The 26,603-nt window shown below is 62.2% G+C and carries 23 protein-coding genes and 1 riboswitch; of the genes, 19 read left to right on the top strand and 4 right to left on the bottom strand.

The annotated features are described in order from the left end of the window. The first annotated feature begins 7 nt into the window (after positions 1-7). From PRZ01_RS04730 to PRZ01_RS04720, 3 genes are all read left to right on the top strand, one after another. Positions 8-4,852, top strand: coding sequence for an NAD-glutamate dehydrogenase (locus tag PRZ01_RS04730; RefSeq protein WP_273595606.1), 4,845 nt, complete (start codon positions 8-10; stop codon positions 4,850-4,852). Positions 4,853-5,039: 187 nt separating this feature from the next. After that, a complete protein-coding gene (locus tag PRZ01_RS04725) occupies positions 5,040-6,347 on the top strand; it encodes an MFS family transporter (RefSeq protein WP_273595605.1) in 1,308 nt (435 codons plus the stop codon). A 22-nt stretch (positions 6,348-6,369) separates the two neighbouring features. Then, a complete protein-coding gene (locus PRZ01_RS04720; protein ID WP_273595604.1) occupies positions 6,370-7,740 on the top strand; it encodes a DUF3422 family protein in 1,371 nt (456 codons plus the stop codon). A gap of 27 nt (positions 7,741-7,767) precedes the next feature. Here PRZ01_RS04720 and PRZ01_RS04715 read toward each other — a convergent pair whose 3' ends face one another. Next, positions 7,768-8,475, bottom strand: coding sequence for a riboflavin synthase subunit alpha (locus PRZ01_RS04715; RefSeq protein WP_273595603.1), 708 nt, complete (start codon positions 8,473-8,475; stop codon positions 7,768-7,770). A 106-nt stretch (positions 8,476-8,581) separates the two neighbouring features. After that, entirely contained in the window at positions 8,582-8,932 is a 351-nt protein-coding gene (locus PRZ01_RS04710; protein ID WP_409993806.1) for an arsenate reductase, read from the bottom strand. A 4-nt stretch (positions 8,933-8,936) separates the two neighbouring features. Here PRZ01_RS04710 and aat point away from each other — a divergent pair, with 4 nt between their 5' ends. Further along, positions 8,937-9,719 (top strand): leucyl/phenylalanyl-tRNA--protein transferase, encoded by a 783-nt coding sequence (aat, locus tag PRZ01_RS04705; protein WP_409993802.1) that lies wholly within the window; start codon positions 8,937-8,939, stop codon positions 9,717-9,719. Between the two features lie 29 nt (positions 9,720-9,748). Further along, complete coding sequence (locus tag PRZ01_RS04700; RefSeq protein WP_273595601.1) at positions 9,749-10,483, top strand: arginyltransferase; 735 nt, start codon at positions 9,749-9,751, stop codon at positions 10,481-10,483. Positions 10,484-10,523: 40 nt separating this feature from the next. Here PRZ01_RS04700 and PRZ01_RS04695 read toward each other — a convergent pair whose 3' ends face one another. Next, complete coding sequence (locus tag PRZ01_RS04695; protein WP_273595600.1) at positions 10,524-11,633, bottom strand: glycosyltransferase; 1,110 nt, start codon at positions 11,631-11,633, stop codon at positions 10,524-10,526. Positions 11,634-12,057: 424 nt separating this feature from the next. Beyond that, positions 12,058-13,614: a UbiD family decarboxylase domain-containing protein gene (locus PRZ01_RS04690; protein WP_273595599.1), complete on the bottom strand. Its 1,557-nt coding sequence runs from the start codon at positions 13,612-13,614 to the stop codon at positions 12,058-12,060. A 259-nt stretch (positions 13,615-13,873) separates the two neighbouring features. On the opposite strand from PRZ01_RS04690, the gene PRZ01_RS04685 reads away from it, so the two are divergent. The 14 genes from PRZ01_RS04685 (at position 13,874) to nusB (ending at position 26,582) form a co-directional block, all read left to right on the top strand. Next, positions 13,874-14,743: a lytic transglycosylase domain-containing protein gene (locus PRZ01_RS04685; RefSeq protein ID WP_273595598.1), complete on the top strand. Its 870-nt coding sequence runs from the start codon at positions 13,874-13,876 to the stop codon at positions 14,741-14,743. A 47-nt stretch (positions 14,744-14,790) separates the two neighbouring features. After that, positions 14,791-14,929, top strand: a riboswitch (ZMP/ZTP riboswitch). A 72-nt stretch (positions 14,930-15,001) separates the two neighbouring features. Further along, the gene (glyA, locus tag PRZ01_RS04680) at positions 15,002-16,249 is read left to right on the top strand and encodes a serine hydroxymethyltransferase (RefSeq protein ID WP_273595597.1); all 1,248 of its coding nucleotides are present in this window, start codon (positions 15,002-15,004) and stop codon (positions 16,247-16,249) included. Between the two features lie 35 nt (positions 16,250-16,284). Next, entirely contained in the window at positions 16,285-16,728 is a 444-nt protein-coding gene (nrdR, locus tag PRZ01_RS04675) for a transcriptional regulator NrdR (protein WP_273595596.1), read from the top strand. 189 nt (positions 16,729-16,917) lie between these two features. Continuing rightward, positions 16,918-17,499 (top strand): GspH/FimT family pseudopilin, encoded by a 582-nt coding sequence (locus PRZ01_RS04670; protein WP_273595595.1) that lies wholly within the window; start codon positions 16,918-16,920, stop codon positions 17,497-17,499. A 176-nt stretch (positions 17,500-17,675) separates the two neighbouring features. Then, entirely contained in the window at positions 17,676-18,173 is a 498-nt protein-coding gene (locus tag PRZ01_RS04665) for a type IV pilin protein (RefSeq protein WP_273595594.1), read from the top strand. After that, entirely contained in the window at positions 18,158-18,760 is a 603-nt protein-coding gene (locus tag PRZ01_RS04660) for a pilus assembly FimT family protein (protein ID WP_273595593.1), read from the top strand. The genes PRZ01_RS04665 and PRZ01_RS04660 overlap by 16 nt, the downstream gene beginning before the upstream one ends. After that, positions 18,760-19,521, top strand: coding sequence for a PilW family protein (locus PRZ01_RS04655; protein WP_273595592.1), 762 nt, complete (start codon positions 18,760-18,762; stop codon positions 19,519-19,521). The genes PRZ01_RS04660 and PRZ01_RS04655 overlap by 1 nt, the downstream gene beginning before the upstream one ends. Next, complete coding sequence (locus PRZ01_RS04650; RefSeq protein ID WP_273595591.1) at positions 19,518-20,864, top strand: pilus assembly PilX family protein; 1,347 nt, start codon at positions 19,518-19,520, stop codon at positions 20,862-20,864. The genes PRZ01_RS04655 and PRZ01_RS04650 overlap by 4 nt, the downstream gene beginning before the upstream one ends. 10 nt (positions 20,865-20,874) lie before the next feature. Beyond that, positions 20,875-22,113 carry a type IV pilus modification PilV family protein gene (locus PRZ01_RS04645; protein ID WP_273595590.1) on the top strand — a complete coding sequence of 413 codons (1,239 nt, stop codon included), beginning with the start codon at positions 20,875-20,877 and terminating at the stop codon, positions 22,111-22,113. Between the two features lie 166 nt (positions 22,114-22,279). Further along, positions 22,280-23,269, top strand: a complete 990-nt coding sequence (locus tag PRZ01_RS04640; protein WP_273595589.1) for a recombination-associated protein RdgC — start codon at positions 22,280-22,282, stop codon at positions 23,267-23,269. Positions 23,270-23,278: 9 nt separating this feature from the next. Then, a complete protein-coding gene (gene ribD / locus PRZ01_RS04635; RefSeq protein ID WP_273595588.1) occupies positions 23,279-24,391 on the top strand; it encodes a bifunctional diaminohydroxyphosphoribosylaminopyrimidine deaminase/5-amino-6-(5-phosphoribosylamino)uracil reductase RibD in 1,113 nt (370 codons plus the stop codon). A 62-nt stretch (positions 24,392-24,453) separates the two neighbouring features. Beyond that, positions 24,454-25,554, top strand: a complete 1,101-nt coding sequence (gene ribBA, locus PRZ01_RS04630) for a bifunctional 3,4-dihydroxy-2-butanone-4-phosphate synthase/GTP cyclohydrolase II (protein WP_273595587.1) — start codon at positions 24,454-24,456, stop codon at positions 25,552-25,554. Between the two features lie 57 nt (positions 25,555-25,611). After that, positions 25,612-26,079 (top strand): 6,7-dimethyl-8-ribityllumazine synthase, encoded by a 468-nt coding sequence (gene ribH, locus PRZ01_RS04625; RefSeq protein WP_273595586.1) that lies wholly within the window; start codon positions 25,612-25,614, stop codon positions 26,077-26,079. Continuing rightward, positions 26,076-26,582, top strand: coding sequence for a transcription antitermination factor NusB (nusB, locus tag PRZ01_RS04620; protein ID WP_273595585.1), 507 nt, complete (start codon positions 26,076-26,078; stop codon positions 26,580-26,582). The genes ribH and nusB overlap by 4 nt, the downstream gene beginning before the upstream one ends. Positions 26,583-26,603: the final 21 nt, after the last annotated feature.

The raw sequence follows: 26,603 nt of genomic DNA, 5'->3' as shown, positions 1-26,603 counted from the left end.
CTGAGCGATGACTGATCCACAAGACCTGCTTCAGCGCGAACGAATCGAGGCCGTGCTCGCACTGGCCGCGCAACACCCCAGCGCAACGCAATACAAAGGCATGATCGACGGCTTTGGCCGCGAATACTTCGCCCGCCAAGACCCCGAGGACCTGCAGGCCCGAACGCCTGAAGACCTGCTAGGAGCCTTGCTGGCCCACCTGCAACTGGGCGACCGGCGCCTGCCGGGGCAGACCCTGGTGCGGGCGCTCAGCCCCAGCATGGCCGAGCACGGCTGGGCCTCGCGCCACACAGTGATCGACATCGTCAACGACGACATGCCCTTTCTGGTGGACACCACCACGATGGAGATCAACCGTCACGGCCTAACCCTGCATCTGCTGGTGCATCCGATCTTCGCGGTGGAGCGGGACGCTGAAGGCCAGTTGCTCTCGATCCGCCCCCGGCATGCCGGAGACACAAGCGCAGCCACGCAGCGCGAGTCCTGGATGCACATTGAGGTAGACCGGCTGGTCGACAGCCAGCAACGTCACGATCTGGTCAGTGGGATCGAACAAGTGTTGGCCGACGTGCGGCGGGCAGTGCAAGACTGGCAAGCCATGGTGACCGCCCTGCGCACCGCCATGCTTGAGTTGGAGCGCGACATTCCCGGCCTGCCGCCCGAGCAGGTGCGCGAAAACCGCGCCTTTCTCGAATGGCTGGCCGACGATCACATGACCCTGCTGGGATACCGCCAGCACGAGTTGATCACCCAGGATGGTGGCGACGCGCTGCGCCTGGTGCCCGGCAGCGGGCTGGGCCTGTTGCGTGAAACCACTGAAGAAAAACTGTCGGCCAGCTTCGCTCAACTCCCCGCCAATGCGCGTGCCATGGCCCGCGCGCAGCAACCCATGCTCTTGATCACCAAGGCCAACACGCGCTCCACCGTGCACCGCCCAGGCTACACCGATTACGTGGGGATAAAACGTTATGACGCCGCCGGCCAGGTGATCGGCGAGCACCGCTTCATCGGGCTTTTCACCTCAACGGCCTACAGCGCCCGGGTGTCTGAAACGCCGCTGCTGCGCGGCCGCACCCAGGCGATCACCGAGCGTGCAGGCTTGCCACCCGGCGGGCACCTGGCCAAGGCGCTGCAACACATCCTGGAAACCTACCCACGCGACGATCTGTTTCAGATCTCGGACGATGAATTGTTTGAAACCTCGCTGGGCATCCTGGCCTTGGGCGAGCGCCAACGGCTGCGCCTGTTCGTCTGCCACGACCCCTTCGAGCGTTTTGTCTCCTGCCTGGTTTATGTGCCTCGCGAGGCCTATTCGACCGATTTACGCATCAAGTTTCAGGCCATCTTGATGGCGGTCTTGAAAGGCAGCAGCGCCGAGTTTGATGTGCAACTGAGCAATGCCGTGCTGGCCCGCATCCACTTCACGGTGCGCACGACCCCCGGCGAATTGCCGCACTACGACAAACGGGAGGTTGAGGCCAAGCTGGCCGCTGCTGCACGCCGCTGGGATGACGAGTTACGGGACGCCTTGATCGACGCCGAAGGTGAAGCCCGTGGCCTGGAGCTGTACAAGCGCTGGGCCGGTGGCTTTCCACTGGGCTACCGCGAGCGCGTCAGTGCGCGTGCGGCCGTGCCTGATGTACTGAAATTTGCCAGTCTCACGCCCGCCAGCCCGCTCGCGCTGGCGCTCTATCGCCCGATGGGTGCGCAGGCCAGCAAGCTCGGCTTCAAGGTCTATCACCACGGCCCCGCCGTGGTGTTGTCCGACAGCCTGCCCATGCTGGAGCACATGGGGGTGCGGGTCTTTGGTGAGGCCAACTACCGCATCGTCAGCAGCCAAGGCGCGCTCGAGGCGGATGCCGAGGCGGTGCAAATTTCGCTCCACGATTTCGAATTGCAGGCGCAGGCCGCGGAAGACATCGACCCTGACGCGCTCTCACGTCTATTCGAGGACACCTTTGCCCGGGTGTTCAAAGGCGAAGTCGAGAACGACGACTTGAATCGCCTGGTCCTGCGTGCCGGCTTGAGTTGCGACGATATCGTCGTGCTGCGGGCCTATGCCAAATACCTGCGGCAGATCGGATTTGCCTTGTCGCAATCGGCCATCGAGGCCACCCTGGCGGCGCACCCACGCATCGCCCGCATGCTGGTGACCCTGTTCAAACTGCGTTTTCACCCCGACAGCCACGATGAACAAGGGGCCACCGCCCAGGTCAACGGCATTGAAAAAGCGCTCGAAAAAGTCAGCAACCTACAAGACGACCGCGTGCTGCGCCAATTACTGGCCTTGGTACAAGCAACCTTGCGGACCAACTTCTGGCGCACCGGCCCGGGCCACAGCGGTGAAGCTGGGCCGCGGCGCCCCTTTCTCTCCTTCAAGTTCGACTCCGCCCGGGTACCCGGCCTGCCCGCCCCCCGCCCGCTGTACGAAATCTTCGTCTACTCGCCCCGCTTTGAAGGCATCCACCTGCGCGGCGGTAAGGTGGCGCGCGGTGGGCTGCGCTGGTCTGATCGCCCCGAAGACTTCCGAACCGAAGTGCTGGGCTTGGTGAAGGCGCAGATGGTCAAAAACACCGTCATCGTGCCCGTGGGCAGCAAGGGCGGCTTCGTGCTCAAGAAGGCGCCCCCCAGCAGCGACCGGGAGGCCTTCATGAAAGAAGGCGTGGCCTGCTACCAAGACTATCTGCGTGCGCTGCTCGACCTGACCGACAACTTGTCTGCCGGCCAGGTGGTACCGCCGCCCCAAGTGGTGCGCAAGGATGCGGACGACCCCTACCTGGTGGTCGCAGCGGACAAAGGCACGGCCACGTTCTCTGACTACGCCAATGCAGTCAGCGCCGAATACGGCCATTGGCTGGGCGATGCCTTCGCCTCCGGGGGCAGCGTGGGTTATGACCACAAGGCCATGGGCATCACCGCCCGGGGCGCGTGGGAGAGCGTCAAACGCCATTTCCGCGAAGTGGGGTTGGACACCCAAACCACCGCCTTCACCGTGGTGGGGGTGGGCGATATGTCGGGCGATGTGTTTGGCAACGGCATGCTGCTGTCGCGTCACATTCGGCTGCTGGCGGCATTTGACCACCGCCATGTCTTCATCGACCCAAATCCGGACACCGCCCTCTCGTTTGCCGAGCGGGAACGCTTGTTCAAACTGCCTCGGTCGGCCTGGACGGACTACGACGCCAGCCTGATCTCCGCTGGCGGTGGGGTCTGGGCGCGTTCGGAGAAATCCATTCCAATTTCACCGCAGGCCCAAGCCGCTCTAGGCATCACCGTCGACCGTTTGCCGCCGAATGATTTGCTCAGCGCGATCTTGAAGGCGCCAGTCGACCTGCTCTATAACGGCGGTATCGGCACGTACATCAAAGCCTCGACGGAGTCCCATGCAGAGGTGGGAGACCGCGCCAATGACGGCCTGCGCATCGATGGCGCCGAGTTGCGCTGCAAAGTGGTGGGCGAAGGCGGCAATCTGGGGGCCACCCAACGGGGGCGGATCGAAGCCGCTTTGAACGGCGTGTCGCTCAACACCGACGCCATCGACAACTCAGCAGGCGTCGACACCTCCGACCACGAAGTCAACATCAAGATCTTGCTTGGCCTGGCCATGGGCGACGGTGAGATGACGCTGAAGCAGCGCAACACCCTGCTGCCGCAGATGACAGAAGAGGTGGCCGGGCTGGTGCTGCGCGACAACTACTTCCAGACCCAGGCGCTGTCTATTGCGCGCCGCCAGGGCGTGTCGGTGATTGATGCGCAGGCGCGCTTCATTCGCTTCCTGGAGCGCAAGGGGCAATTGAACCGTGCCATTGAATTTTTACCCAGCGATGAACAGATCGAAGAACGCAAGGCGCGGGGCGTCGGGCTGAGCAACCCCGAGTTGGCGGTACTGCTGGCCTACAGCAAGATGTGGCTGTCTGACGAGTTGATGGCCAGCGACCTGCCCGAAGACGCTTGGATCGGCACGGCAGTGGAGCGCTACTTCCCGGCCCTGCTGCGGGAGAAATTTGCGGGCTACATTCCCCGCCACCCGCTCAAGCGCGAAATCATCGTGACGCACGTCCTCAACAGCATGCTCAACCGCGTGGGGCCGACCTTTGTCCACCGCATGACGGAGGCCACGGGCAGCAAAGCCGCACAGGTAGTGCGCGCCTATCTGGCCACGCGTGAGGTGTTTGGCTATGTGTCGCTGTGGCTGCAGATCGAGGCGCTGGACAACCGCGTTCCAGACGCCGTCCAAGCCGAAATGATTGAAGAATTGGGGCGCCTGGGTCAGCAAGCTACGACGTGGTTCCTGCGCTCACGCAGGCTGGGTGAGCCCATGGGGCAGGTTTTTTCAAGATTCACGCCAGCCGTGGACGTGATGCGCACACGCCTCGCGGACGCGCCCTCGCTTGCAACCGCGCAAGCCTGGACCGAAGCCGGGGTGCCGGCTGCGCTGGCCCACGCGGTGGCCCAGGCGGAACGCTTGTACGCTGCGCTGGACATTGCGGAAGTCGCCGACACCTGCCAGCGCTCGCTGGACGAAGTGGCCGAAGTGCATGCCAGCCTGGGTGAACGCCTGGGCCTGGCCCGGCTGCATCAGCAGATCGCCGCACTGCCCGCCGACAGCTACTGGCAGACACAAGCCAAGATGGCCCTGGGGGACGACTTGGCCGGCTTGCAGCGCGGCATTGCCGTTGACGTACTGAACGGCGGCCAAGGCGCAGCGCCACACATCTTGAGCGACTGGGAGCAGCGTAAAGGCGAAGCGCTGGAGCGCGCGGGCCGGCTGCTGAGCGAGTTGGGCGAAGCCAAGGGCGTGGACTTGGCGATGGTGTCCGTGGCGCTGCGAGAGTTGCGCAACCTGGCATAACAAGCCAATCGCAATGACTGGGCTGACCGCGCAGAGCCATCACACGGGCGCCCGCCCTGTACGTTGAAGCGTGAACGCCACGCTTCATGTCAGGGTGTGCCCTGTTTTTTAGGCCGGGCCGGGCGTCGGGGGCCGCATCACGCGGGCGCTGTGTTGGAATGCGATTTTCACCTGACGAGAATGCGCCATGGCCCAAGACCCGACCGCAACTTTGCGCCCCTACACCGCAGCTGAAAAGCGCCAGCGCATCTTCGCCGTGATGGCGGCGTCATCGGGCAATCTGGTGGAGTGGTTTGACTTCTACGTCTACGCCTTCTGCGCCATCTACTTCGCGCCGTCGTTCTTCCCCAAGGCCGACGCGACGGTGCAATTGCTCAACACGGCCGGCGTTTTCGCAGCCGGTTTTCTGATGCGCCCGATTGGCGGCTGGTTGTTCGGGCGCATCGCCGACCGGCGCGGCCGCAAGGCCTCCATGGTCACCTCTGTGCTGCTGATGTGCGGCGGATCGCTGATGATCGCCTGCCTGCCCACCTACGCCAGCATCGGCGCATGGGCGCCAGCGCTGCTGTTACTGGCGCGCCTGATCCAGGGCCTGTCTGTCGGTGGTGAATATGGCACCACGGCCACCTATATGAGCGAAGTAGCCATGCGGGGGCAACGTGGCTTTCTTTCATCGTTCCAATACGTGACCCTGATTGGCGGGCAGTTGTTGGCCGTACTGGTCGTGGTGGCCTTGCAGCAGGTGATGAGCGAGGCCGAGTTGAAGGCCTGGGGCTGGCGCATTCCATTTGTGATCGGCGCCATCACTGCGGTCATCGCCCTGCTCTTGCGGCGCACGCTGCATGAAACCGCGTCGGCCGAGGCCCGCGCCAGCAAATCAGCCGGCAGCGTGTCCCATCTGCTGCGGCACCACTGGCCGGCGTTTGCCACGGTCTTGGGCTATACAGCGGGTGGATCGCTGATTTTCTACACCTTCACCACTTATATGCAGAAGTACCTGGTGAACACTGCGGGCATGTCGATCAAGACGGCCAGCAATGTCATGACGGGCGCGCTGTTTGTCTTCATGTGCATGCAGCCCTTGTTTGGCGCCTTGTCTGACCGCATCGGGCGGCGCAACAACATGCTCTTGTTCGGCATCTTGGGCTCGCTCAGCGTGGTGCCCATCATGACGGGCCTGCAAAGCGTCACCAATCCCTTTGCAGCATTCGGCTTGATTGTGCTGGCCCTGGCGATCGTCAGTTTTTACACCTCGATTGCCGGCATCGTGAAGGCCGAAATGTTTCCCACCGAGGTGCGGGCACTGGGTGTGGGCCTGGCCTATGCCATTGCCAACGCCGTCTTTGGCGGCTCTGCCGAGTTTGTTGCGCTGAGCCTCAAATCCGAAGGCCACGAATCGAGCTTCTTTTGGTACGTCACCGTCATGATGGCGCTATGTATTGTCGTTAGCCTGCGTCTGCCCAAGCAGGCACATTACTTGCACAACGATCATTGATCCGGCTTCAGGACCTCAAGGCGTGAATACACCGCAAACACTATCAAGCGCCACGGCAAAGGCCACCCCGGCTCGCGCGCAACCCAGCGCGCTGCCGCCCGATGACGAGCTCCGCGTGCTGCTGCACAACGAGGTGCATGCCCGCCCCTCCACGCGCATCCGGCTGCCCGCCCTGGTGGTGTGCGTGGCCGTGCTGAATCAGGACGTCAGCCGGGAGGCGGAGCTGACCCATCTGCGCCGCCTGCCCGGCCAGCAGGATCTGCTGCCCAGCGCGCTGCAAGACAACTTCCTGCGCCTGCGGGGCACCGACCATTCCGTCAAATGGGAGCGGCACACCGAGTTCACACGCTACTCACTGGTGCAATCCTTGCCCCACAACGTGGAATTGGGTTGTTGCGGTGACGTGGATCTGCTGTCGGTGCTGGCCGTCGACGCGAATTGGCTGCACGAAATTCCAGGCCGCACAGTTGCGGCAATGAAATTGGTGATGCTGGAGCACGATCTGAGCGATCCACACGCCACACTGGAGTTGGCTTCCCGATGGTTTGGGGGCCGCCATGTGGTGGCCTCATTGATGGGCAATGGGCACTCGATGGCGGTCACGGATTTGCGCCTGCGCGAAAGCGGCTTTGAGCACATCCTGGTCATGGCGCCGCCTGGCACCTCGCCCAACCGCGCAGGGCGCATCTCGCAGCGGCTGCTGGAGATGGAAATCTATCGCCTGATGGCTTTGCGGGGCCTGCCCGTGGCGAAGCAACTCTCACCGCAACTCGGCGCCGCCGAGGCGGGCTTGGCGGAGGTGACCCAGCAACTCGAAACGCGCAGCGCCTCAGAGTCCGAACTGCTGGACCGCTTGATCCACATTGCGGCAGGCGTCGAGCGCGCCACGGCGGAACATGCCTACCGTTTCTCCGCCACCCAGGCCTACAACACCCTGGTCTTGCAGCGGCTGGCCGAACTGCGAGAAAAACCAATCTCAGGCACCCAGACGCTGGGCGAATTCATGCAGCGACGGCTCTCACCCGCCATCGCGACGGTGGGCGCCTCGGCGCAACGTTTGATGGCCTTGTCGGTTCGGATCGAGCGCAGCAGCGCGCTGCTGCGCACCCGGGTCGATATTGCATCGGAGGCACAAAACCAATTACTGCTGGCCAAGTTGAACCGCGGCCAAGAATTGCAACTGAGCCTACAAACCACGGTGGAAGGCTTGTCCATCGCCGCCATTAGCTACTACTGCATCAGCCTGCTGCTCTATGCCGCCAAAGCCTTGAAGTCCGCCGGCGTGCCGATCAACCCTGAATTGGCGGCCGGCTTGGCCGTGCCGCTGGTGATGGCCGGGGTGTGGACGGCCACGCGCCGCATCCATGCCAAGCTACACGGCAAACCACACTGACCCGTGTGCCCCCGGCCCTAGAGCCGATCAGGCCTGGATGGACTTGGGCGGCTCGCTCAAAGCGTCCAAACTAGCGCCCTGGCTGGCCAGCAGCTTTTCAAGCGCGGGCAACAAAGGGCCCAGCCGTTCGTCCAGCGCATCACGCACTGTGTCGACAAACACCTGGGTTTGCCGCTCGATTTCAATATTCAGGGTCGCGCCCTCGCCTTTTTCTGCAAAGGTGGTGGCGCGCAAGGTTTCAGGAATCAGCCAGACTTCAAACCAACCCGCTTTGCGATCTGCTTCAGCGACGGTGAGGCTGGCGCCGTTGATCGCGATATAACCCTTGGCAAAGATGTAGCGCATCCAGCGCTCAGGCACCTGAATGCGCATGACGTGGTTGTTTTCAGGCCGCCGGATACCCGCCAACACGGCGGTGAAGTCAACATGGCCCGACAGGGGGTGGCCGCCAATTTCGGCGCCGTCGCGGGCAGCGCGTTCCACATTGAGACAACTACCCACCGCCAAGCCCGCAAGGGTGGTCAAGGCCAGGCTTTGCTGCATCACGTCGAATTCGGCATGGTCAGCGTCAACAAGGTGGGTGACCGTCAGGCAAACGCCGTCACAGGCCACGCTGGCGCCAATTTCAAGGCCCGCACAAAACCCCGCGGGAAAGGCCAGCGTGAACGTGCGCAGACCCGGTCGGTCGTTGATGGTGGCGACGCGGGCGACGCCTTGAACAATGCCTGTGAACATGAAGTGATGACGCTGCGACGGCGATGAATGTCAGACCGCCGAGCTTACCTTAAGCGCCATGCGCCATGGGTTAAGCGCAAGGGCTACGCACCGCTTGGTTTCCCTGCTAGGCCTGGAGTTTTTCCGAAAATGCATCCGCCGAGAATCCCAGCGTCAGGCTGCCATCGACCCATCGAACAATCGGGCGTTTGATCACGCTGGGCTGCGCTTGCATGAGCGCGGCGGCACTGGGCGAGTCCACGACCCCGGCCCGGGCCGCGTCGTCAAGTTTGCGCCAGGTCGTACCCGAGCGGTTGACGACCTTCTCCCAGCCGAATTCAGCCAACCAACTGCTTGCCTCGGCGGGCGGCACACCGGCCTTCTTGAAATCATGAAAATCAAATGCCTGGCCATGCTCGGTCAGCCAAGTGCGGGCCCGCTTGACGGTGTCGCAGTTGGGAATTCCATAAACAATCATCTTCATGGCCGACAGGCTACCATGTCAGGACATGATCGATTGGCTGGTTGATTCCGAACTGAACTTTCCACCCACCCGGCTTGCGTTGGGCCCGGACTCCGATGCGCCCGGGCTCTTGGCTGCGGGTGGCGATTTGTCGCCCGCGCGCTTGCAGGCGGCCTATTCAAACGGCGTCTTTCCCTGGTATGGGCCCGGCCAACCGCCGCTGTGGTGGGCGCCTGACCCGCGCATGGTTCTGCAGACGCGCAACTTCAAGCTGTCGCGCTCTTTGCGCAAGACACTGGCTCATTTCATTCGTTCCCAGCGCTGTGAAATTCGGGTGGACAGCGCGCTCCCGGATGTACTGGCCGCCTGCGCCAACGCGCCGCGAGAAGGTCAATCGGGCACCTGGATCTTGCCCGAGATGCAGGCGGCCTATTTGGCCTGGGCGGCGCAAAGCCATTGCGTGCACAGCATCGAGACGTGGATGGACGGCGCCCTGGTGGGCGGCCTCTACGGCGTGAATCTGGGCCGCATGTTCTACGGCGAGTCCATGTTCATGCGGCGCACCGACGCGTCAAAAATTGCGCTGGCAGCCCTGGTTTGCCTGTGCCGCAGCCAAGATATTCCGTGGATCGACTGCCAGCAGAACACCCGGCATCTGGCGTCCATGGGCGCCGCTGAAGTGCCTCGCCAGGCCTTTGAAGCGCATATCAAGGCCTATTGCGCGCAGCCTGATGCCACAAACTGGACCTATCATCCGTCGCTGTGGACACAACTCGGCGGCATTTTTTCCGATGAAGTCTGAACCCGTCCCCAGCCATCGACGCTTCCATCGTGACTTACCCCAAGGACTTACCGCTCGCCCAACTGCAGTTCTACGCCACTGCAGCCTATCCTTGCAGCTACCTGCCCGACCGGCAGGCTCGCTCGCAGGTGGCCACGCCCAGCCACCTGATTCATGCCGACGCCTACTCGGGATTGGTGGCGTCGGGCTTTCGCCGCAGTGGGCTGTTCACCTACCGCCCTTATTGCGATGGCTGCAAAGCCTGTGTGCCGATGCGGATTCCGGTTGAGACCTTCCGCCCCTCGCGCAGCCAGCGGCGCGCATGGACACAGCACCACAATCTGCAAGCGCGTGTGATGCGCCTGGACTTCAGCCAAGAGCATTACGAGTTGTACCTGCGCTACCAGGCCGGCCGTCATTCGGGGGGGGGGATGGACAACGACAGCATCGACCAATACACCCAGTTCCTGCTGCAGAGCCGCATCAATTCACGCCTTGTCGAATTTCGCGAGTTGCAAGCGGACGGCAGCAGCCGCCTCAAAATGGTGTCGATTCTGGACATCCTCAGCGACGGTTTGTCTGCGGTCTATACCTTCTACGAACCCGAGGAGGATGTCAGTTACGGCACCTACAACGTGATGTGGCAAATCCAGCAGGCCAAAGACCTGCAACTGTCACATCTCTATCTGGGCTACTGGATCGCCGAGAGCCCCAAGATGGCTTACAAAGCTCGGTACAAACCCCATCAACTGCGCCTTGACGGCCAATGGGTGGTGGCGGAATAGCACAAGCCAGGTGGCCAGCAATAGCACTCGAGCGGGACGCTCAAGTCAGCGACTTTCCCGCCATCGACAAAGACCGCTCATAGGCAGGCTGGCAGACACGTTGTGCAAACCGGGTCAACCCAGTGGCAATCTCGGCAGGTGCACAAAGCGCAATCACGCGTTCAGACACCGCCTGTGCCTGCCCGCTGCGGTGCAACTCAATCGCCGTTTGCAACTCTTGGGCGATGAAGGCCGGGTCGGTTGAAAATCTGCCCATCGCGTGGTCACCGAAATTCACCGCCATGGCCGCGTCCAAACGCGCCGCCGTGACAGCACCGAAGCAGCCGCCAAAACCCAGTCCCACGGCCGCACAGCCATGGACCAAGCCCTCAAGAACGGCATACCCAGCGCCTGTCATGACGGACACATCCTCCAGGTAGGGCAGCACATTGGCCACCATGCCGGTGAACTCAACGTTGAGACCCAAACGGCCCGCCAACTGCTTGATCTGCCTCAATTGACTGCCACCACCCATCACGCGCAAGCGATAGCTCGCATGATCGGGCAGCAGGGCCACGGCTTTCAACCACGCCTCGCAGCGTGGCCCTTTACTACCGCTGAGCCGTGAACAATAGGCCAGACGTACCACCGTCTCCGGGGTCGCCCCCCCCGAGCGAGCGAGCGGCGCCACGGGGCGTTGAAGCGGCAGCCGACTCAGAAAAATGGGCGGCTTGTGGCCCGCCAGAAACCCTGCACTCTCCCTCAGGAGATCGCTGTACTTGTCTCGCAGGGTCTGGCACATCGTCACCACGCCGCTGACATTGCTGAACAACTGGGCCCATTCACGCATACGACGATCGGAATGCGCGTTATGCATGATCGCAAGCCAAGGAATTCCCAGCGATTCACTCAATCGGTGGGCGACCCTCGCCTGGGTGTAGTGGTTCACCACAATCACATCAGGCATCAGGCGAGCAATCGCGCCGCGCACCAGGGGTTCAAGGCAGGGATGCAAGAGAGGCCAGCCAAACCGGTTATCAGACGGCATGTCTGCGCCCGAGGGCAGCACAAATACCGTATGCCCTTGCGCCCGTAATTCACCCGCCAAAATGCGGTTGTAACTGGTGATGCCGTTCAAGGACAGATCACGCAAAAGAATCAGCACTCTCATGAAAAGCGGTGTTCAGGCGTCAAGCGTTGGACAAACTTCAGCATCGAAGTACCCAGTGGAACATCCTTTTCCTGGCCGCTGACAGGCTTTACCAATCAGTTACGTTTCAGGCGCACGCAGCCAAGGCGCCCTACGCCAGCACTCGACGAGCGCCCACTTTCAGCGTCGTTGTCTCCATGGGGACCAGGAACGAAGCCGTGCAAAGCACAAACGGCATGTACAAACGGCATGTACAAACAGCAAGCCCAAATTGAAACCCCTTTCAACCGAGCGGTTGAAAGGGGCCGGATGGCTTACGCCATCAATGGAGCTCTAAAGCATGATGCCGGAGGGCTCCTGGCGCGCAATGATTGCGCCAGTGGAGATGCCTGTAGCAGGCCTTTGAACAATAGGCGAGCCCGAGGCGTAATTCAAGGACGGCTCGCTATTTATTTGCAAACAAGGTGTCGAACAATTGATCGGCGCGCGCCTGGACGGCGGGGGTCATGGTGATCACCCGGCCCCATTCACGGCTGGTTTCACCGGGCCATTTATTGGTGGCGTCCAGGCCCATCTTGCCGCCCAAGCCGCTAACCGGCGACGCAAAGTCCAGGTAATCGATGGGGGTGCTGTCGACCAGGGTGCAGTCGCGAACCGGGTCCATCCGGGTGGTGATGGCCCAGATCACCTCCTGCCAGTCGCGCACATTCACATCTTCATCAACGATGACGATGAACTTGGTATACATGAATTGGCGCAAATAACTCCAAAGGCCAAACATCAGGCGCTTGGCATGCCCCGGGTAAGACTTCTTGATGGAGATAACCGCCATGCGGTAGCTGCAACCCTCAGGGGGCAGGTAAAAATCAACGATCTCAGGAAACTGTTTCTGAAGAATGGGAACAAACACCTCATTCAAAGCCACCCCCAGAATGGCCGGCTCATCTGGCGGCTTGCCGGTGTAGGTCGAGTGATAAATCGGGTTGGGACGCTGCGTCAGCCGGGTTACCTCAAACACCGGAAACCAGTCTTGCTCGTTGTAATAACCCGTGTGGTCGCCGTACGGCCCCTCCAGCGCGTGGAGATAGCCGCCTTTTTCCTTCAAAGGAACACCATCCTCGCTGAGGCCCGCGTAGCCAGTGGGTGCCGTGGGGATATGCCCTTCAAGCACGATTTCAGCGCTGGCCGGGGCTTGCAGCATGCGCCCCGCCTCGCCCACGCCGGTATCGACCAATTCGGTTCTTGAACCGCGCAGCAAGCCGGCAAACTGATATTCCGACAAGCTATCAGGAACGGGTGTCACGGCGCCCAGGATGGTGGCCGGATCAGCGCCCAAGGCCACGGCGATGGGAAAGGGCTGACCAGGATTGGCCAGCGCGAAATCCCGAAAATCCAGCGCCCCGCCCCGATGCGCCAACCAACGCATGATCAACTGCCGGCGACCGATCAATTGCTGCCGGTAGATGCCCAGGTTCTGGCGCGAGCGCGCTTGGACAATGCCTTGCGGGCCTCGTGTGATGACCAAGCCCCAGGTCAAAAGCGGCGCCGCATCGCCTGGCCAGCAGGTTTGAATGGGCAGGCGCTTCAGGTCGACTTCGCTGCCCGCCATCACCTCTTCTTGGCAAGCGGCTTTGCCGACGACCTTGGGCTTCATGTCCCACAGCGCCTTGGCCATGCTGAGCAGGCGGCCCACGTCCTTCACGCCTTTCGGCGGTTCGGGTTCTTTCAAGCCAGCGAGAACATGGCCCACGTCCCGCAGCTCCGACAGGCTTTGCGCTCCCATGCCCAGGGCAACACGCCGTGTCGTGCCAAACAAATTGGTCAATGCAGGTGTCTGAAAACCCGTTGGCCGCTCGAACAAGAGTGCCGGCCCTTGCGCCCGCAACACGCGGTCGCTGAGCGCCGTCATCTCGAGCACGGGCGACACCGGTTGGCTGACCCGCTTGAGCTCGCCCAAGGCCTCCAATTGGCCCATAAAGTCACGCAAATCCCTGTATTTCATATTGTTTAGTTATATAAAACGACGTTTATAAGCTTGACGGGTTATTTTTCACCCCTAGAATTCGCCGAACCTTGTGACACAAGGGTTTACCCGCGCCACCCCAAGAAGACTTGGAGGCGCTTACCGCTGCTGAGTGAAATCTGATTGTCTGGGCTGTGCTTGCAGCCTGGCCCGGGCGCATCAACTGATTATCACTTTCATGTCGAACTTCCATGGCGCAAGCCCTGGAACTTGGCGTGACTGAGAACAAAGGAGTTGCATGACAGCGCGACATGATCTTTTATCCCTGGCAAAAGCCACCCGAGCCACCTTGTCCTTGTTCATCAAGGACATTGGGCAAGGTCTGCTGGTCGTGAGCCACAACAGCCTGGCGTTGGTGGGCTTGGCTGTTGTGGCCCTGGGTCTGGTGTTTGTGAGCCAGGCTGATTTGCGTAAAGACCTGGAAGGCCAGGCACTCGACTGGCTGAATGCCCGCGAGGAAGCCCGCACCCAAGCGGACGGCAGCAATACCCTGCTCGCGATGGCGGAGCCCAATGCCGTCGACCGGGCCACGGCGGCCGACCCCAAGGACCTGACGCGACAGCAGGCTGCCGTCGCCATGTGGCTGTCACGCCGCTACAAAGTCGCGCCCGAACCAATCAGCCGCCTGGTGCAAGAAGCCTGGGCGGTCAGCCAGAAGGCACATCTGGAGCCGACGCTGATCTTGGCCATCATGGCCGTGGAATCCAGTTTCAACCCCTTTGCCCAAAGCCCCGTGGGTGCGCAGGGCCTGATGCAGGTGATGACACGCGTGCACAACGACAAGTACGAAGCCTTTGGCGGCAATCTGGCGGCCTTCGACCCCATCACCAACTTGCGTGTGGGTGTTCAGGTGCTCAAGGAGTGCATTCAGCGGGCCGGCAATTTGGACGAAGGCCTGCGCTACTACGTGGGCGCTGCCAACCTGTCAGACGACACGGGCTACGCCGCACGCGTGCTTGAACTGCATGAGCAGATGAAGGGCGTGGCAGCCGGCCACCCGGTGCCGAAAACACCGCGCGACAGCCCCGCCCCGACTTTGGCGAGTACCACGCCCCTGGCTTCGGCCGAGCTGACCTTGACGACCGCCAAAGTCGCCATGGTTCAATAGTCGGCACACGCCGATCGTTCAGACCAGAGCCGGCAACGGCTACACTGCAAGCTTCGCGCGACTGGCGATCATGATCATGCGGCCCGGCCAGGGCCCTCGATTTGAGGTGGTGGACCACCGGGGAGCGCGAACGGTTTTTTGGGGAGGTTCCAAAAACCGCATTTGCCGTTCGCCTGGGCCGTTCTGCGCTGAACCTGCTTGACCGCGGTTCGGTTTGCCAGCAGCGCCAACTCCCCATTCAACGCACACACCACCATCATGTTTGATCGCAGCACATCCACATTGGCCCTCGTTGATCCCGATCTGTGGGCAGCCGTCCAGGCCGAAAACAAGCGCCAAGAAGACCATATCGAACTGATTGCGTCTGAAAACTACACCTCGCCCGCCGTGATGGAGGCGCAGGGCAGCCAGCTGACCAACAAGTACGCCGAAGGCTACCCCGGCAAGCGTTACTACGGCGGCTGCGAGAACGTGGACGTCGTCGAGCAACTCGCCATTGACCGCCTGAAGCAATTGTTCGGCGCCGAGAACGCCAACGTTCAGCCCAACTCCGGCTCGCAAGCCAACCAGGGCGTGTTCTTCGCCCTGCTGCAACCCGGCGACACCATCATGGGCATGAGCCTGGCCGAAGGCGGCCACCTGACCCACGGCATGCCGCTGAACATGAGCGGCAAGTGGTTCAAGGTCGTGAGCTACGGCTTGAACGCCCAAGAAGACATCGACTACGACGCGATGGAAGCCACGGCCCGCGCCCACAAGCCCAAGCTGATCATTGCCGGCGCCTCAGCCTTTAGCCTGCGCATTGATTTCGAGCGTTTCGCCAAGATCGCCAAGGAAATTGGCGCCTACTTCATGGTCGACATGGCGCACTACGCCGGTCTGGTGGCTGCGGGCGTGTACCCCAACCCCGTGCCGCATGCCGACGTGGTCACCTCCACCACCCACAAGAGCCTGCGCGGCCCGCGCGGCGGCATCATCCTGATGAAGGATCATGTGGCCAAGCAGATCAACAGCGCCATCTTCCCCGGCATCCAGGGCGGCCCGCTGATGCACGTCATCGCCGGCAAGGCCGTGGCCTTCAAGGAAGCGCTGACGCCCGAGTTCAAGGCCTACCAGACGCAAGTCGTCAAGAACGCCGTGGTGCTGGCGGAAACCTTGACCCAACGCGGCCTGCGTATCGTCTCTGGGCGCACCGAAAGCCACGTGATGCTGGTGGACCTGCGCCCCAAGAACATGACCGGCAAAGAAGCCGAAGCCGTGCTGGGCCTGGCCCACATGACTTGCAACAAGAACGGCATCCCGAACGACCCGCAAAAGCCCATGGTCACCAGCGGCATCCGTCTGGGCACACCGGCCATGACCACCCGCGGTTTCAAGGAAGAACAGGTTCGCATCACCGCGAATCTGATTGCCGACGTGCTGGACAACCCGCACGACGAAGCCAATCTGGCTGCCGTGCGTGAGAAGGTGGCCGCGCTCACCCGCGACTTCCCGGTCTATCGCTAAAGCCTGAACGCTCACCGAGTCAGCCCCCTCCGCCGATGCGTTGCCCCTTCTGTAGTCACCACGAAACGCAGGTCTCAGAGACCCGCGAGTCGGATGAAGGCGATGTGGTTCGGCGCCGGCGGCGCTGCCTCGGCTGCGATAAACGCTTTACCACCTACGAGCGGGCAGAAATCGCCCTGCCCGTGGTGGTCAAGAAAGACGGCACCCGTGCCGACTTCGACGCCAAGAAGCTGCGCGCCTCCATGCAACTGGCGCTGCGCAAACGGCCCGTCAGCATCGAGCAGATCGACGCCGCCCTGGCCAAGATTGAAGAAACCCTGCTCACCAGCGGTGCCCGCGAACTGCCCTCCACTCGCCTGGGTGAATTGGTGATGCGCGAACTCAAACGCATCGATAAAGTCGCCTACGTCCGCTTCGCCTCCGTCTACCGGAGCTTCGAAGACGTCGACGAATTCCGCAAGTTGATTCGCGAAATCTGACGCTGAACTCCGTCGCCACAGGTGTAGCAGGCACGCCCCAGGCGCTAGCTTGAGGGCCCAAGCACCCCGCCGCGCCCTTTCGATCAGCCCCTGATTGCAGCGACACCCTGCCCCGTATTCAGGGGAACTCGCGCCAAGCCCCCGTCTTCTACAGTGTGCTCACGCCAAGGTGCCCCCTGGGAGATGGCTTTGCTTCAGATAAAACGCACGCAACACCTGCAACGTCCAGGGCGCCCACTAGGCCCACGGCGCCCACAGCGGGGCATCAGCCTGCTTGAACTCTGCACCTGTGCGGGCATCAGCGCTCTCCTGACGGCGGCAGCGGTACCCGCCTTTGGCGCCCTGCAACAACGCCAACGCCTGTACGCGGTCTCCCAGACCTTGCTGACGGACCTTCAACATGCCCGCAGTGCCGCCGTGCTGGGGTCGGACCCCGTCCATATCCATTTCAATCGCACGTTGCATGGCAGTTGCTATGTCTTGCATGGCGGCGCGGCCAATCAATGCCATTGCGACGATGGAGGCACTCCGGTGTGCAGCAACCTTGCCGCCCTGATCAAACTGCAATGGGTGCCCGAGACCGACCATGTGGTTTTTCAGTCCAATGTGAGCCAGATGAGCTTTCAGGCGCGCCAAGGGACCGTGGCCAAGATGGGCACCATCCAACTCTCCAATGCCAATGGCGAACTGATTCATCAAATCGTGAACATCGTAGGCCGCACCCGGGCCTGCAGCCCAGCCGGTAAGCTGGCGCGATATCCCAAGTGTTGACGTTCAGGTTTGACTTCCCCCAAAAGGTTACGCCTGCCACAAATCAAACATCGCTGCGCAATCTTCTTTGCCAACGACACCACTCGAACAGGGGGTCAGCGACCAAAGGTAGGCAAAACCCGACAAAAGGCAATTTTCAGCACCGTTTATCCGCACCGGCTTCCCATAATCAAACGATGGACACCCCCCGCCTTCACGACTTTGCACGGCGTGCTGCACCACGGCAGTTCGGCTTCACGCTGGTCGAACTCATGATCACCCTCGTGGTTGCGGGCGTATTGGCGGTGGTAGCGTTGCCCTCCTTCAAGCAACAAATCGCAAAAGGTCGCCGGTCCGACGCCATCAATTCACTGAGCAGCATTGTTCAGGCCCAGGAGCGATTGCGCAGCAACCGCAGCACCTACGTGTCGAGCTTGGCGGATACCGGCCTCGGGGCGCCTTACAGCAACGGGCTGTCACCCGGCGGGCACTACAACTTGAGCATTGCAGCATTGAGCAATTCGACGGACTTCAGCTTCGGCTTCAAAGCCATTGCGCAAGCCAATAGCAGCTCCCCCCAGGCCAACGACAGCGACTGCGCATCCATGTCCGTTGAGCTGAACGGCGGAAATATGAAATACCTGGCCACAGACAAAGCGGGTAACGACAGCAGTCAAAAATGTTGGCCCCATTGAAGTCGGCAAGACCATCTGGCGCTGGTACGAACACCGGTACCGGCCTCACGCTGGTCGAGTGTCTGGTCGCCATGGGCGTGCTGGCCATCACGATGGCCGTGGCTGCGCCCTCGTTCGTTGACCTGTTGAATCGCCGGCGAGTCCAAGTGGTGGCCGCCAATCTGAGCAACGACTTGGCCTATGCGCGGGCTGAATCAGGACTCCGCCCGGAGAACGTGATCGTGTATTTTCAGCAAACGTCGACGGTCAGCTGCTACACCATCGCCTATGGCATTGGCTACGGCCACTGCGACTGCAGCAAGGCACCGGGCTCAGCCTGCTCCTCACACACCAGTTTGCAGGAATTGCGCACCGAGCAACTGCTCAGCAGCACGGGCGTTTCTTTTTCGCCCACCGGGAGTTGGCCCGCCGGGGCTCGTAACCGCGTCGCCTTTCAAGCGCCGCAAATGCTGCCATCGGTTCAAAATTTTGGAGTCAACGTCGTCGGGCGAAGCAGTCAGTTGCGGGTAGAACTCAATGGCATGGGCCGGGTGCACCTTTGCAGCCCGAACGGCAGTTTTTCAGGGGTACCCGTATGCGTGTCGTGATGCCTCGCCAAGAAGTTGGCCCGGGCAAGGTCCGCAGCATGGGCAGGCGCCACGGCCAACTGGGCTTGAGTCTGGTTGAGTTGATGGTAGGCATCACGGTGGGCATGATTGTGGTTGCTGGGGCCAGCATGATGTTGACCCAGCAACTCAACGAACACCGACGGCTGGTGCTAGAGACCCAAGTTCAGCAGGACCTGCGCGCCGCCGCCGACCTGATGCTGCGCGAGTTGCGCCGCGGAGGCGCTCACGCGATGGCTGAAAACATGGTTTGGGTTCCGGCGGCCACGGCGGCCGGCCCCATCACCAACGACTACGCCAGTCAAACCTCCGTGGCTCAAGCCCAAAACGAGGTCGACTACAGCTACTCGGTCAGTGACAGCCGGGTCGGTGGCACCCCGCTTTACCCGGAAGACAATGTCTCCTCGAGCAATGAACATTTCGGCTTTCGCCTGGACGGTCAGACCTTGCAATTCAAACAAGGCAATGGCAACGCCGGGGGCAACTGGCAGGCCTTGACCGACCCCGCCACCTTGCTGATCACGGCGTTCACCGTTCAGCCCAATATTCAAAACCTGTCATTGCAGGACATGTGCGAAAAAACCTGTCCGGTCGTCACAGCGACATGCCCGCCACAGCTGCTTGTCAAACGTTTCGACATCACATTAACCGGCGTCGCCGCCCACGATGCCAATGTGGTGCGAACCCTCAGGGTCAGCAGCAAGATGCGCAATGACGAAGTCATCGGCGCCTGCCCACCATGAACCTGCGGCGCCCCCAAGGCATCACCGGGATGCACCGAAAAAATAGCTGGGCGCCCGCCGCTCGGTTGCCACAGCGTGGCGCCGCGACTTTGGTGGTGGTGATGATCTTGTTCCTGATCATGGCGATGATGGCAGCCTTCGCCAGCCGCAATCAACTGTTCGAACAGCGGATTGCCAGCAACTACTACCGCACCGGAGTTGCCCTGGAAGCGGGCGAAGCCGGTGCGGAATGGGCGCTCTCCATGCTGAATGGCATTGCGGTGGACGCAGCATGCACGCCCAGCAGTACGGGTGGGACCAGTTTTCGCCAACGCTATTTGACGATTGACTCCGGCTCCCGGGGCATAACGCCCATCAATTACGGCACGCCCGCTGTCGCCGATTGCGTCCGAAAGGCCTCGGGCGCACAAGACTGGACCTGTCAATGCCCCTCAGGGCCCCTGCCCGTCTCGCCGCTGCTGACGGAAGCCTCGCGCATGCAGCCGCGCTTCGCCGTCTCGCTGCGGGCCATTGACACCGCGTCTCCCATTCGGCCCGGCGTAGTCCGCATGTTCATTGAAGGGTGCACGGCCAGTGGGTCGACCGAATGCCAGTCCAACAGCAGCTACGCCCGGGCTGCGTCCTTGGGCCTGTCGCAGTTGTACGTGGACATCGCCTTGTTGAGCGCATTGAAAGCGCCCCCGGCCAGCCCTTTGGTGGCGATGGGCACCGTAGGCGCAGGTGCCGCAGGACTCGGCCTGCACAACACCGACCCACGCAGCGGCGGCTTGCTTCTGAGCAGCCTGGACGCCAATCCCTCCGGCCTGCTGGACAGCCGCCTCGACAGCCTGCCCGGTACGCCGGGTCGGCAAGCCCTCTTACTGGCCGACCCCAGCTTGCTGGGCAAGCAAGGTGCCGACCTGTTCAAGATGTTTTTCGGCATGGCCATGGTGAACTACCAGAACCAACCCGCCATGCGCACCATCACCTGCCCGCAAGGGGATTGCGGCCCAGCCCTGCTGGCCGCCTACAACAGCGGCGTTCGCCTGGCATGGGTGGCGGGGCCTTTGGTCATCAGCAGCAATATCACCCTGGGTACCGCCACCGAGCCCTTGCTGCTGGTGGCCGATGGCGCCGTGGCGCTGCAAGGGCCGATGCAGCTCACAGGCTTGCTGTTCAGCAACGGCAATCTGGACTGGGCAAATTCAAGCGCCATGCCCGCAGTATTCACCGGCGCCATGATCGTGGCCGGAAACACCACCGTGACCGGCACGGTCGACCTGTGGTACCAGGCCGCCGTGATGGACCAACTGAGCAATCGCGCGGGCAGCTTTGTGCGCATTCCTGGCGGCTGGTGGAACTGAGCGCGGCGCAATGAACCGGCCCGCACGCCCCTCACTCAACACGCCACAGCATGGCGCGCGTGGTGTTGCGCTGCTTGAAGCCCTGGTGGCCCTGCTGATCATGGCCTTTGGCATGCTGGCGCTGGTCGGCCTGCAAAGCAATCTGCGCCACAGCTCCGACCTGGCCAAACAACGCGGCGAGGCAGTGCGCTTGGCGCAGCAAGAAATGGAGAAGCTGCGCAGCTACTCTCAACTCGCCACGCCCAACCCGGCGAACGCCAACACTCTGGCGTTTGACGACATCGCCACACCCGGCTCCGACGGCGTGGTCGCGACCTTTGACAACGGGACCAATGCCACCTTCACCGTAACCCGGACGGTGGTCGACTCAGTGGAGCCCATTCGCAAGTCAATCCGTGTTGAAGTGAGCTGGCTTGACCGCAGCGAAGGCACTCAAACCGTCAGCCTTGACAGCGTCTTGTCCCGGGCCGACCCACTATTGGGTGGCGCCCTGGGGATCGCCCCGGTGTCTTCGCCCCTGCGGCGCCCGGCCAACCGTGAGGCCAGCATCCCCACGAACGCCAAGGATCTTGGCGACGGCAGCAGCGCGTTCAAGCCCCTGGCCTCAGGCGACGTTGTTTGGGTCTTCAACAATCTGACCGGCGTCATCACCGGCATCTGCAACATCCCCAGCACACCGACAAGCAATCTGGCAGCGGCCGACGTCGCCGCCTGCAGAGGCAACGCATTCGGCTACCTGCTGAGCGGCTTTGTGCGTTTTTCAGACCATTCGCCGAGCGACCCGGGCAACCCCATCGGGCAGGCTATTCCGATGGGGCTCAACCTCGCCTTGACGACCTCCAGCAGCATGATGCCCAGCTACCAGTGTTTCAGCGACACGCCCCTTACCACGCCCGCCACCCAGACCTATGTGAGCTACTACTGCGTGGTCTACCCCAACAGCGGCACGCCGCCCATCTGGTCGGGGCAATTGACGCTGACCGGCATTCCCTTGACCGGCCAAAGCAATGGCAGCGGCACCAGCGCCAGAAACATCTGCCGGTACAGCGCAGACTACGACGGCAATGGCAGCATCAGCAACGCGGAGCATCCCCTGAGCTACAGCAAAGTCAGCGGCGCCCTGACCCGACAAAACTTTCTGGTCATCCCGGGATCAGAAAACTGCCCGGCAGGCCACGCGATCGACGCCAGCCTGGGCTTCTTCAGCAACACGGCCACGGTGCTGCATCAACCCAACGGCGTGCGCTGATCACCCGCCGCCGCTTGACCGGCAAAGGCTGGGCCCGCAATCAATCCACCTGCCTGAAGCCTGACACAATCATGCTTTTGCCCGCGCGAAGTTGCCATAGCGCGGCAGTTCCCACCATTCCCCGTGAGCAGAACGTTCACACAACAGGCGTACAAGGATTGCAGCAGTGTTCAAGAACCTGATGGTTTACCGCATCGGCCCCACTTGGCAGGCCCATGCCCAGACAATTGAAGAGGCGCTCGAAAAACAGGTTTTTGTGGAGTGCGGTGCCACCCAGGCGCAGTCCTTGGGCTGGACCTCCCCCCGCGGCGTGCCGCACGCCCCGCTGGTTGAAGACATCGGTGGTCATTTTCTGCTCAAGCTGATGCTGGAGCAACGCGTGCTGCCCGGCTCCGTGGTGAAACGCCGAGTCGACGAAATGGCCGCCCGCATTGAGCAGGAAACCGGCCGTAAGCCCGGCAAGAAGCAAGGCAAAGAACTCAAGGAGCAGGCCACGCTGGAGCTGCTGCCCATGGCCTTTACCAAGCAATCATCAATCCGCGTGTGGATCGCACCGGCGCAACAACTGCTGATGATCGACGCCGGCAGCGCCAGCCGCGCCGAAGAGGTGGTCACCTTGTTGATCAAAGCGCTTGATGGCCTGAACCTGCACCTGATCCAAACGGCTGAGGCCCCTGCAGCCTGCATGGCCGCTTGGCTGATGGACGGCGTGCCCCCGGCCGGCTTCACGATCGACCGCGAATGTGAGTTGAAGAGCGGCGACGAGATGAAATCGGTGGTGCGCTATGCCCGTCATGCGCTGGACATCGAAGAAGTGCGCCAGCACCTCACCGGCGGAAAAGCCCCCACGCGATTGGCTATGACCTGGAAAGACCGGGTCTCGTTCATGCTCACCGACACCTTCCAGATCAAGAAAATCAGCTTTCTGGACCTGGCCTTCGAGGGCCGCGACTCGCCCGAGAAGGACGAAGCCTTTGATGCGGACGCCGCGTTGGCCACGGGCGAACTCAGCAAGCTCATCCCCGAATTGATCGAAGGCCTGGGTGGCGAGCACGACTTCCTGGCTGCAGGTGCCGCGCTGGCCGCCTTGCCGCCCGCGCCGCTTGAAGCCTCTGCTCCCGACACCCCTGCCCTGGACGCTGCGCCCTGGGATTGAAGTGCCACGATGAATCCCACACACCACCCGTCCCCTGAAAGCGCCATGCGCCACGCCTTGGCCCTGGCCGAGTGCGCCATCGGCTTGAGCGACCCCAATCCGCGTGTCGGCTGCGTGATCACCAACGCCGAAGGCCGGGTGCTGGGCAGCGGCCACACACAAGCAGCCGGGCAGGCCCATGCGGAGGTGATGGCTTTGCGCGACGCCCAAACCCGCGGCCACGACGTGCGCGGCGCCACGGCCTACGTCACGCTGGAGCCCTGTGCGCACCATGGACGCACCCCGCCCTGTTGCGAGGCCTTGATTGCAGCCGGCCTCGCACGCGTGGTTGTGGCGATTGGCGACCCCAACCCGCTGGTCGCCGGGCAAGGCATGGCGCGTTTGCGGGCGGCGGGGATTCAGACCGAGCTGGGCCTTTTTTCAGAGGCGGCGCAAGAACTGAACATCGGTTTCTTCTCGCGCATGCAGCGGGGTCGCCCCTTTGTCCGCATGAAAATTGCGGCTTCATTGGACGGCAAAACAGCCCTGCTGAACGGCCAGAGCCAATGGATCACCGGCCTTGCTGCCCGCACCGATGGGCACGCATGGCGCCGCCGCGCTGGCGCAGTATTGACCGGCGTTGGCACCGTGCGGGACGACGATCCCCAACTGGACGTGCGCCTGGTGGAAACCACGCACCAGCCCCTGCGGGTGGTGATCGACTCCCGCCTGGGCACACCCGTCGGCGCCAAATTGCTGCGGGGCAAGACACCCGCCTTGATCTACTGTGCGCAAGACATCAGCACCCATCCTGGCGCGGCGCCACTGCTCGCCGCGGGGGCTGAACTGGTGAGCCTGCCCAACCGGCAAGGCAAGGTGGATCTCGGGCAGGTGCTGACAGATTTGGGTGCGCGCGGCATCAATGAGCTCCATATCGAAGCCGGTGCCAAGCTCAACGGCTCGCTGCTGCGAGAAGGCTGGGTGGACGAATTGCTGATCTACCTCGCCCCCAAAATGCTGGGCCAAGGCTTCGGCATGGCCGATATCGGGGCCTTGAGCTCCCTGCAAGAGGCCCAGCAATGGCGTTGGCTGGACTGTGAAATGCGGGGGGAAGACCTCCGTCTGCGCGCCCGCCGCCCCTGATCGGATCACGGGCTCTGACGCCCAAGCTCACCAGACTCGCCGCGCCCGCCTACAATCGCGGGATGCCCATATCACCTGTACACGAGCTCGTCGCCGAGCTGGCCGCTGGCCGCATGGTTATCCTGGTTGACGAAGAAGACCGCGAGAACGAGGGTGACCTCGTGCTTGCAGCCGACCACGTCACCCCGGAAGCGATCAACTTCATGGCCAAATTTGGTCGTGGCTTGATCTGCCTCACCCTCAACCGCGAACGTTGCGAGCGCCTGAACTTGCCGCCCATGGCGAGCCGCAACGGGACCAAACACGCCACCGCCTTCACCGTTTCCATTGAGGCGGCCACAGGTGTCACCACCGGCATTTCTGCCGCCGACCGGGCGCGCACCGTGCAAGCCGCCGTGGCGCGCGATGCGGTCGCCCGTGACTTGGTTCAACCCGGCCACATCTTCCCCCTGCAAGCGCAGGACGGCGGCGTGTTGATGCGCGCAGGCCATACCGAAGCGGGTTGCGATTTGGCCAAAATGGCCGGCCTGACCCCCGCCTCCGTGATCTGCGAGATCATGAAAGACGACGGCACCATGGCGCGCCTGCCAGATCTGGTCGAGTTCGCCAAAGAGCACGGCCTGAAGATCGGCACCATTGCCGACCTGATCGAATACCGCAGCCGCAACGAATCCCTGGTGCATCGCATCGGCCATCGCAAGATGCAAACGGTGCAGGGCGAATTCGACTGCAACATCTTCCAGGACCGCACGGGCGGCACCCACTTGGCGCTGAGCCTTGGCGAATGGCAGCCCGAAGACGAAGTGCTGGTGCGCGTGCACGAGCCGTTGTCCGTGCTTGATTTGTTGGAACTCAGCACCAACTGCCACTCATGGCCCTTGGCTGCTGCGCTGGCTGAATTGCAAAGCACAGGCCGCGGCGTGGCGGTATTGCTCAACTGCGGTGAAGACGGCAACAGCCTCCTGACCCGGCTGCAAGCCGAGCCCAGCAGCGAGCCACCCGCCAAAGCCGTGGATCTGCGCACCTACGGCGTCGGGGCTCAAATCTTGCGCGAGCTGGGCGTGCACCGCATGCGCTTGATGGGTAGCCCGCGCCGCATGCCCAGCATGACCGGCTACGGCCTGGAAGTCACAGGTTTTGTGGCGGCTGGTCACAAGCCCTGACCCTGTATTGACTGACTTCCTGATCGACCGATCAACTGAATCACCAACGAAAAGCTCATGCAAGCATCTGACAAAGGGCACGCCAGCGCCTCGCTGAACGGCGAAAACCTGCGCATCGGCATCGTGCAAGCGCGCTTCAACGCGGACATCACCCAAAGCCTGGCTCAGGCCTGCATCACCGAACTGCGAGCCCTGGGCGTTGACCCCGCGCACATCCGCCATGTCACCGTGCCGGGCGCGCTGGAGGTGCCTCTGGCCTTGCAAGCCATGGCCGACAGCGAAGACTACGATGCCTTGGTCGCCCTGGGTTGCATCATTCGCGGCGAAACCTACCACTTCGAGTTGGTGGCCAATGAAAGCGGTGCAGCGGTCACCCGCATCACGCTGGACTACGCCACACCGATTGCCAATGCCATCCTGACCGTAGAAAACGAGCAGCAAGCCTGGGCCCGTACCGAAGAAAAAGGCCGCGATGCCGCCCGCGTAGCCGTTGAAATGGCCAATTTGATGAAAGAACTCCAGTGAGCACCAGCAACGACAACGCCCCGGCCAAAAAACCTGCCGCAGGCAAAACCGGCGCCAAGCGGGCTCAACCCAAATCGGCCCGCCGCCGCTCACGCGAAGCCGCCTTGCAAGGCCTGTACCAATGGCTGATCACGGGTGACGACGTCGCTACCATCGACGCCCATATGCGCGAGCAAGAAGACTTCAAAAAGGCCGACCAAGCCCACTTTGACGCGCTGCTGAACGGCTGCATCCTGGAAGCGGCCGATCTCGACGCAGTGCTGGCCCGCCATGTCGACCGCAAAACCACCGAGCTGTCCCCCATCGAGCACGGCGTGTTGATGATCGGTGCTTATGAGTTGAAGCACTGCATTGACATCCCCTACAAAGTGGCGATCAATGAAGCGGTGGAGTTGGCCAAATCCTTTGGCGGCACCGATGGACACAAATACGTCAACGGCGTGCTCGATCGCGCCGCGGGTGATTTGCGTCCGGCTGAAGTTGCCGCCCGCAACAAAGCCTGAACCCCATCGCGCCCTGACCGC

This window comes from Roseateles koreensis, from assembly GCF_028595305.1.
GTDB classification, from domain to species: Bacteria; Pseudomonadota; Gammaproteobacteria; order Burkholderiales; family Burkholderiaceae_C; genus Paucibacter_A; species Paucibacter_A koreensis.
The sequence above is the reverse complement of the archived record's forward strand: the minus strand, read 5'-3'. Positions and strand labels throughout refer to the sequence as shown.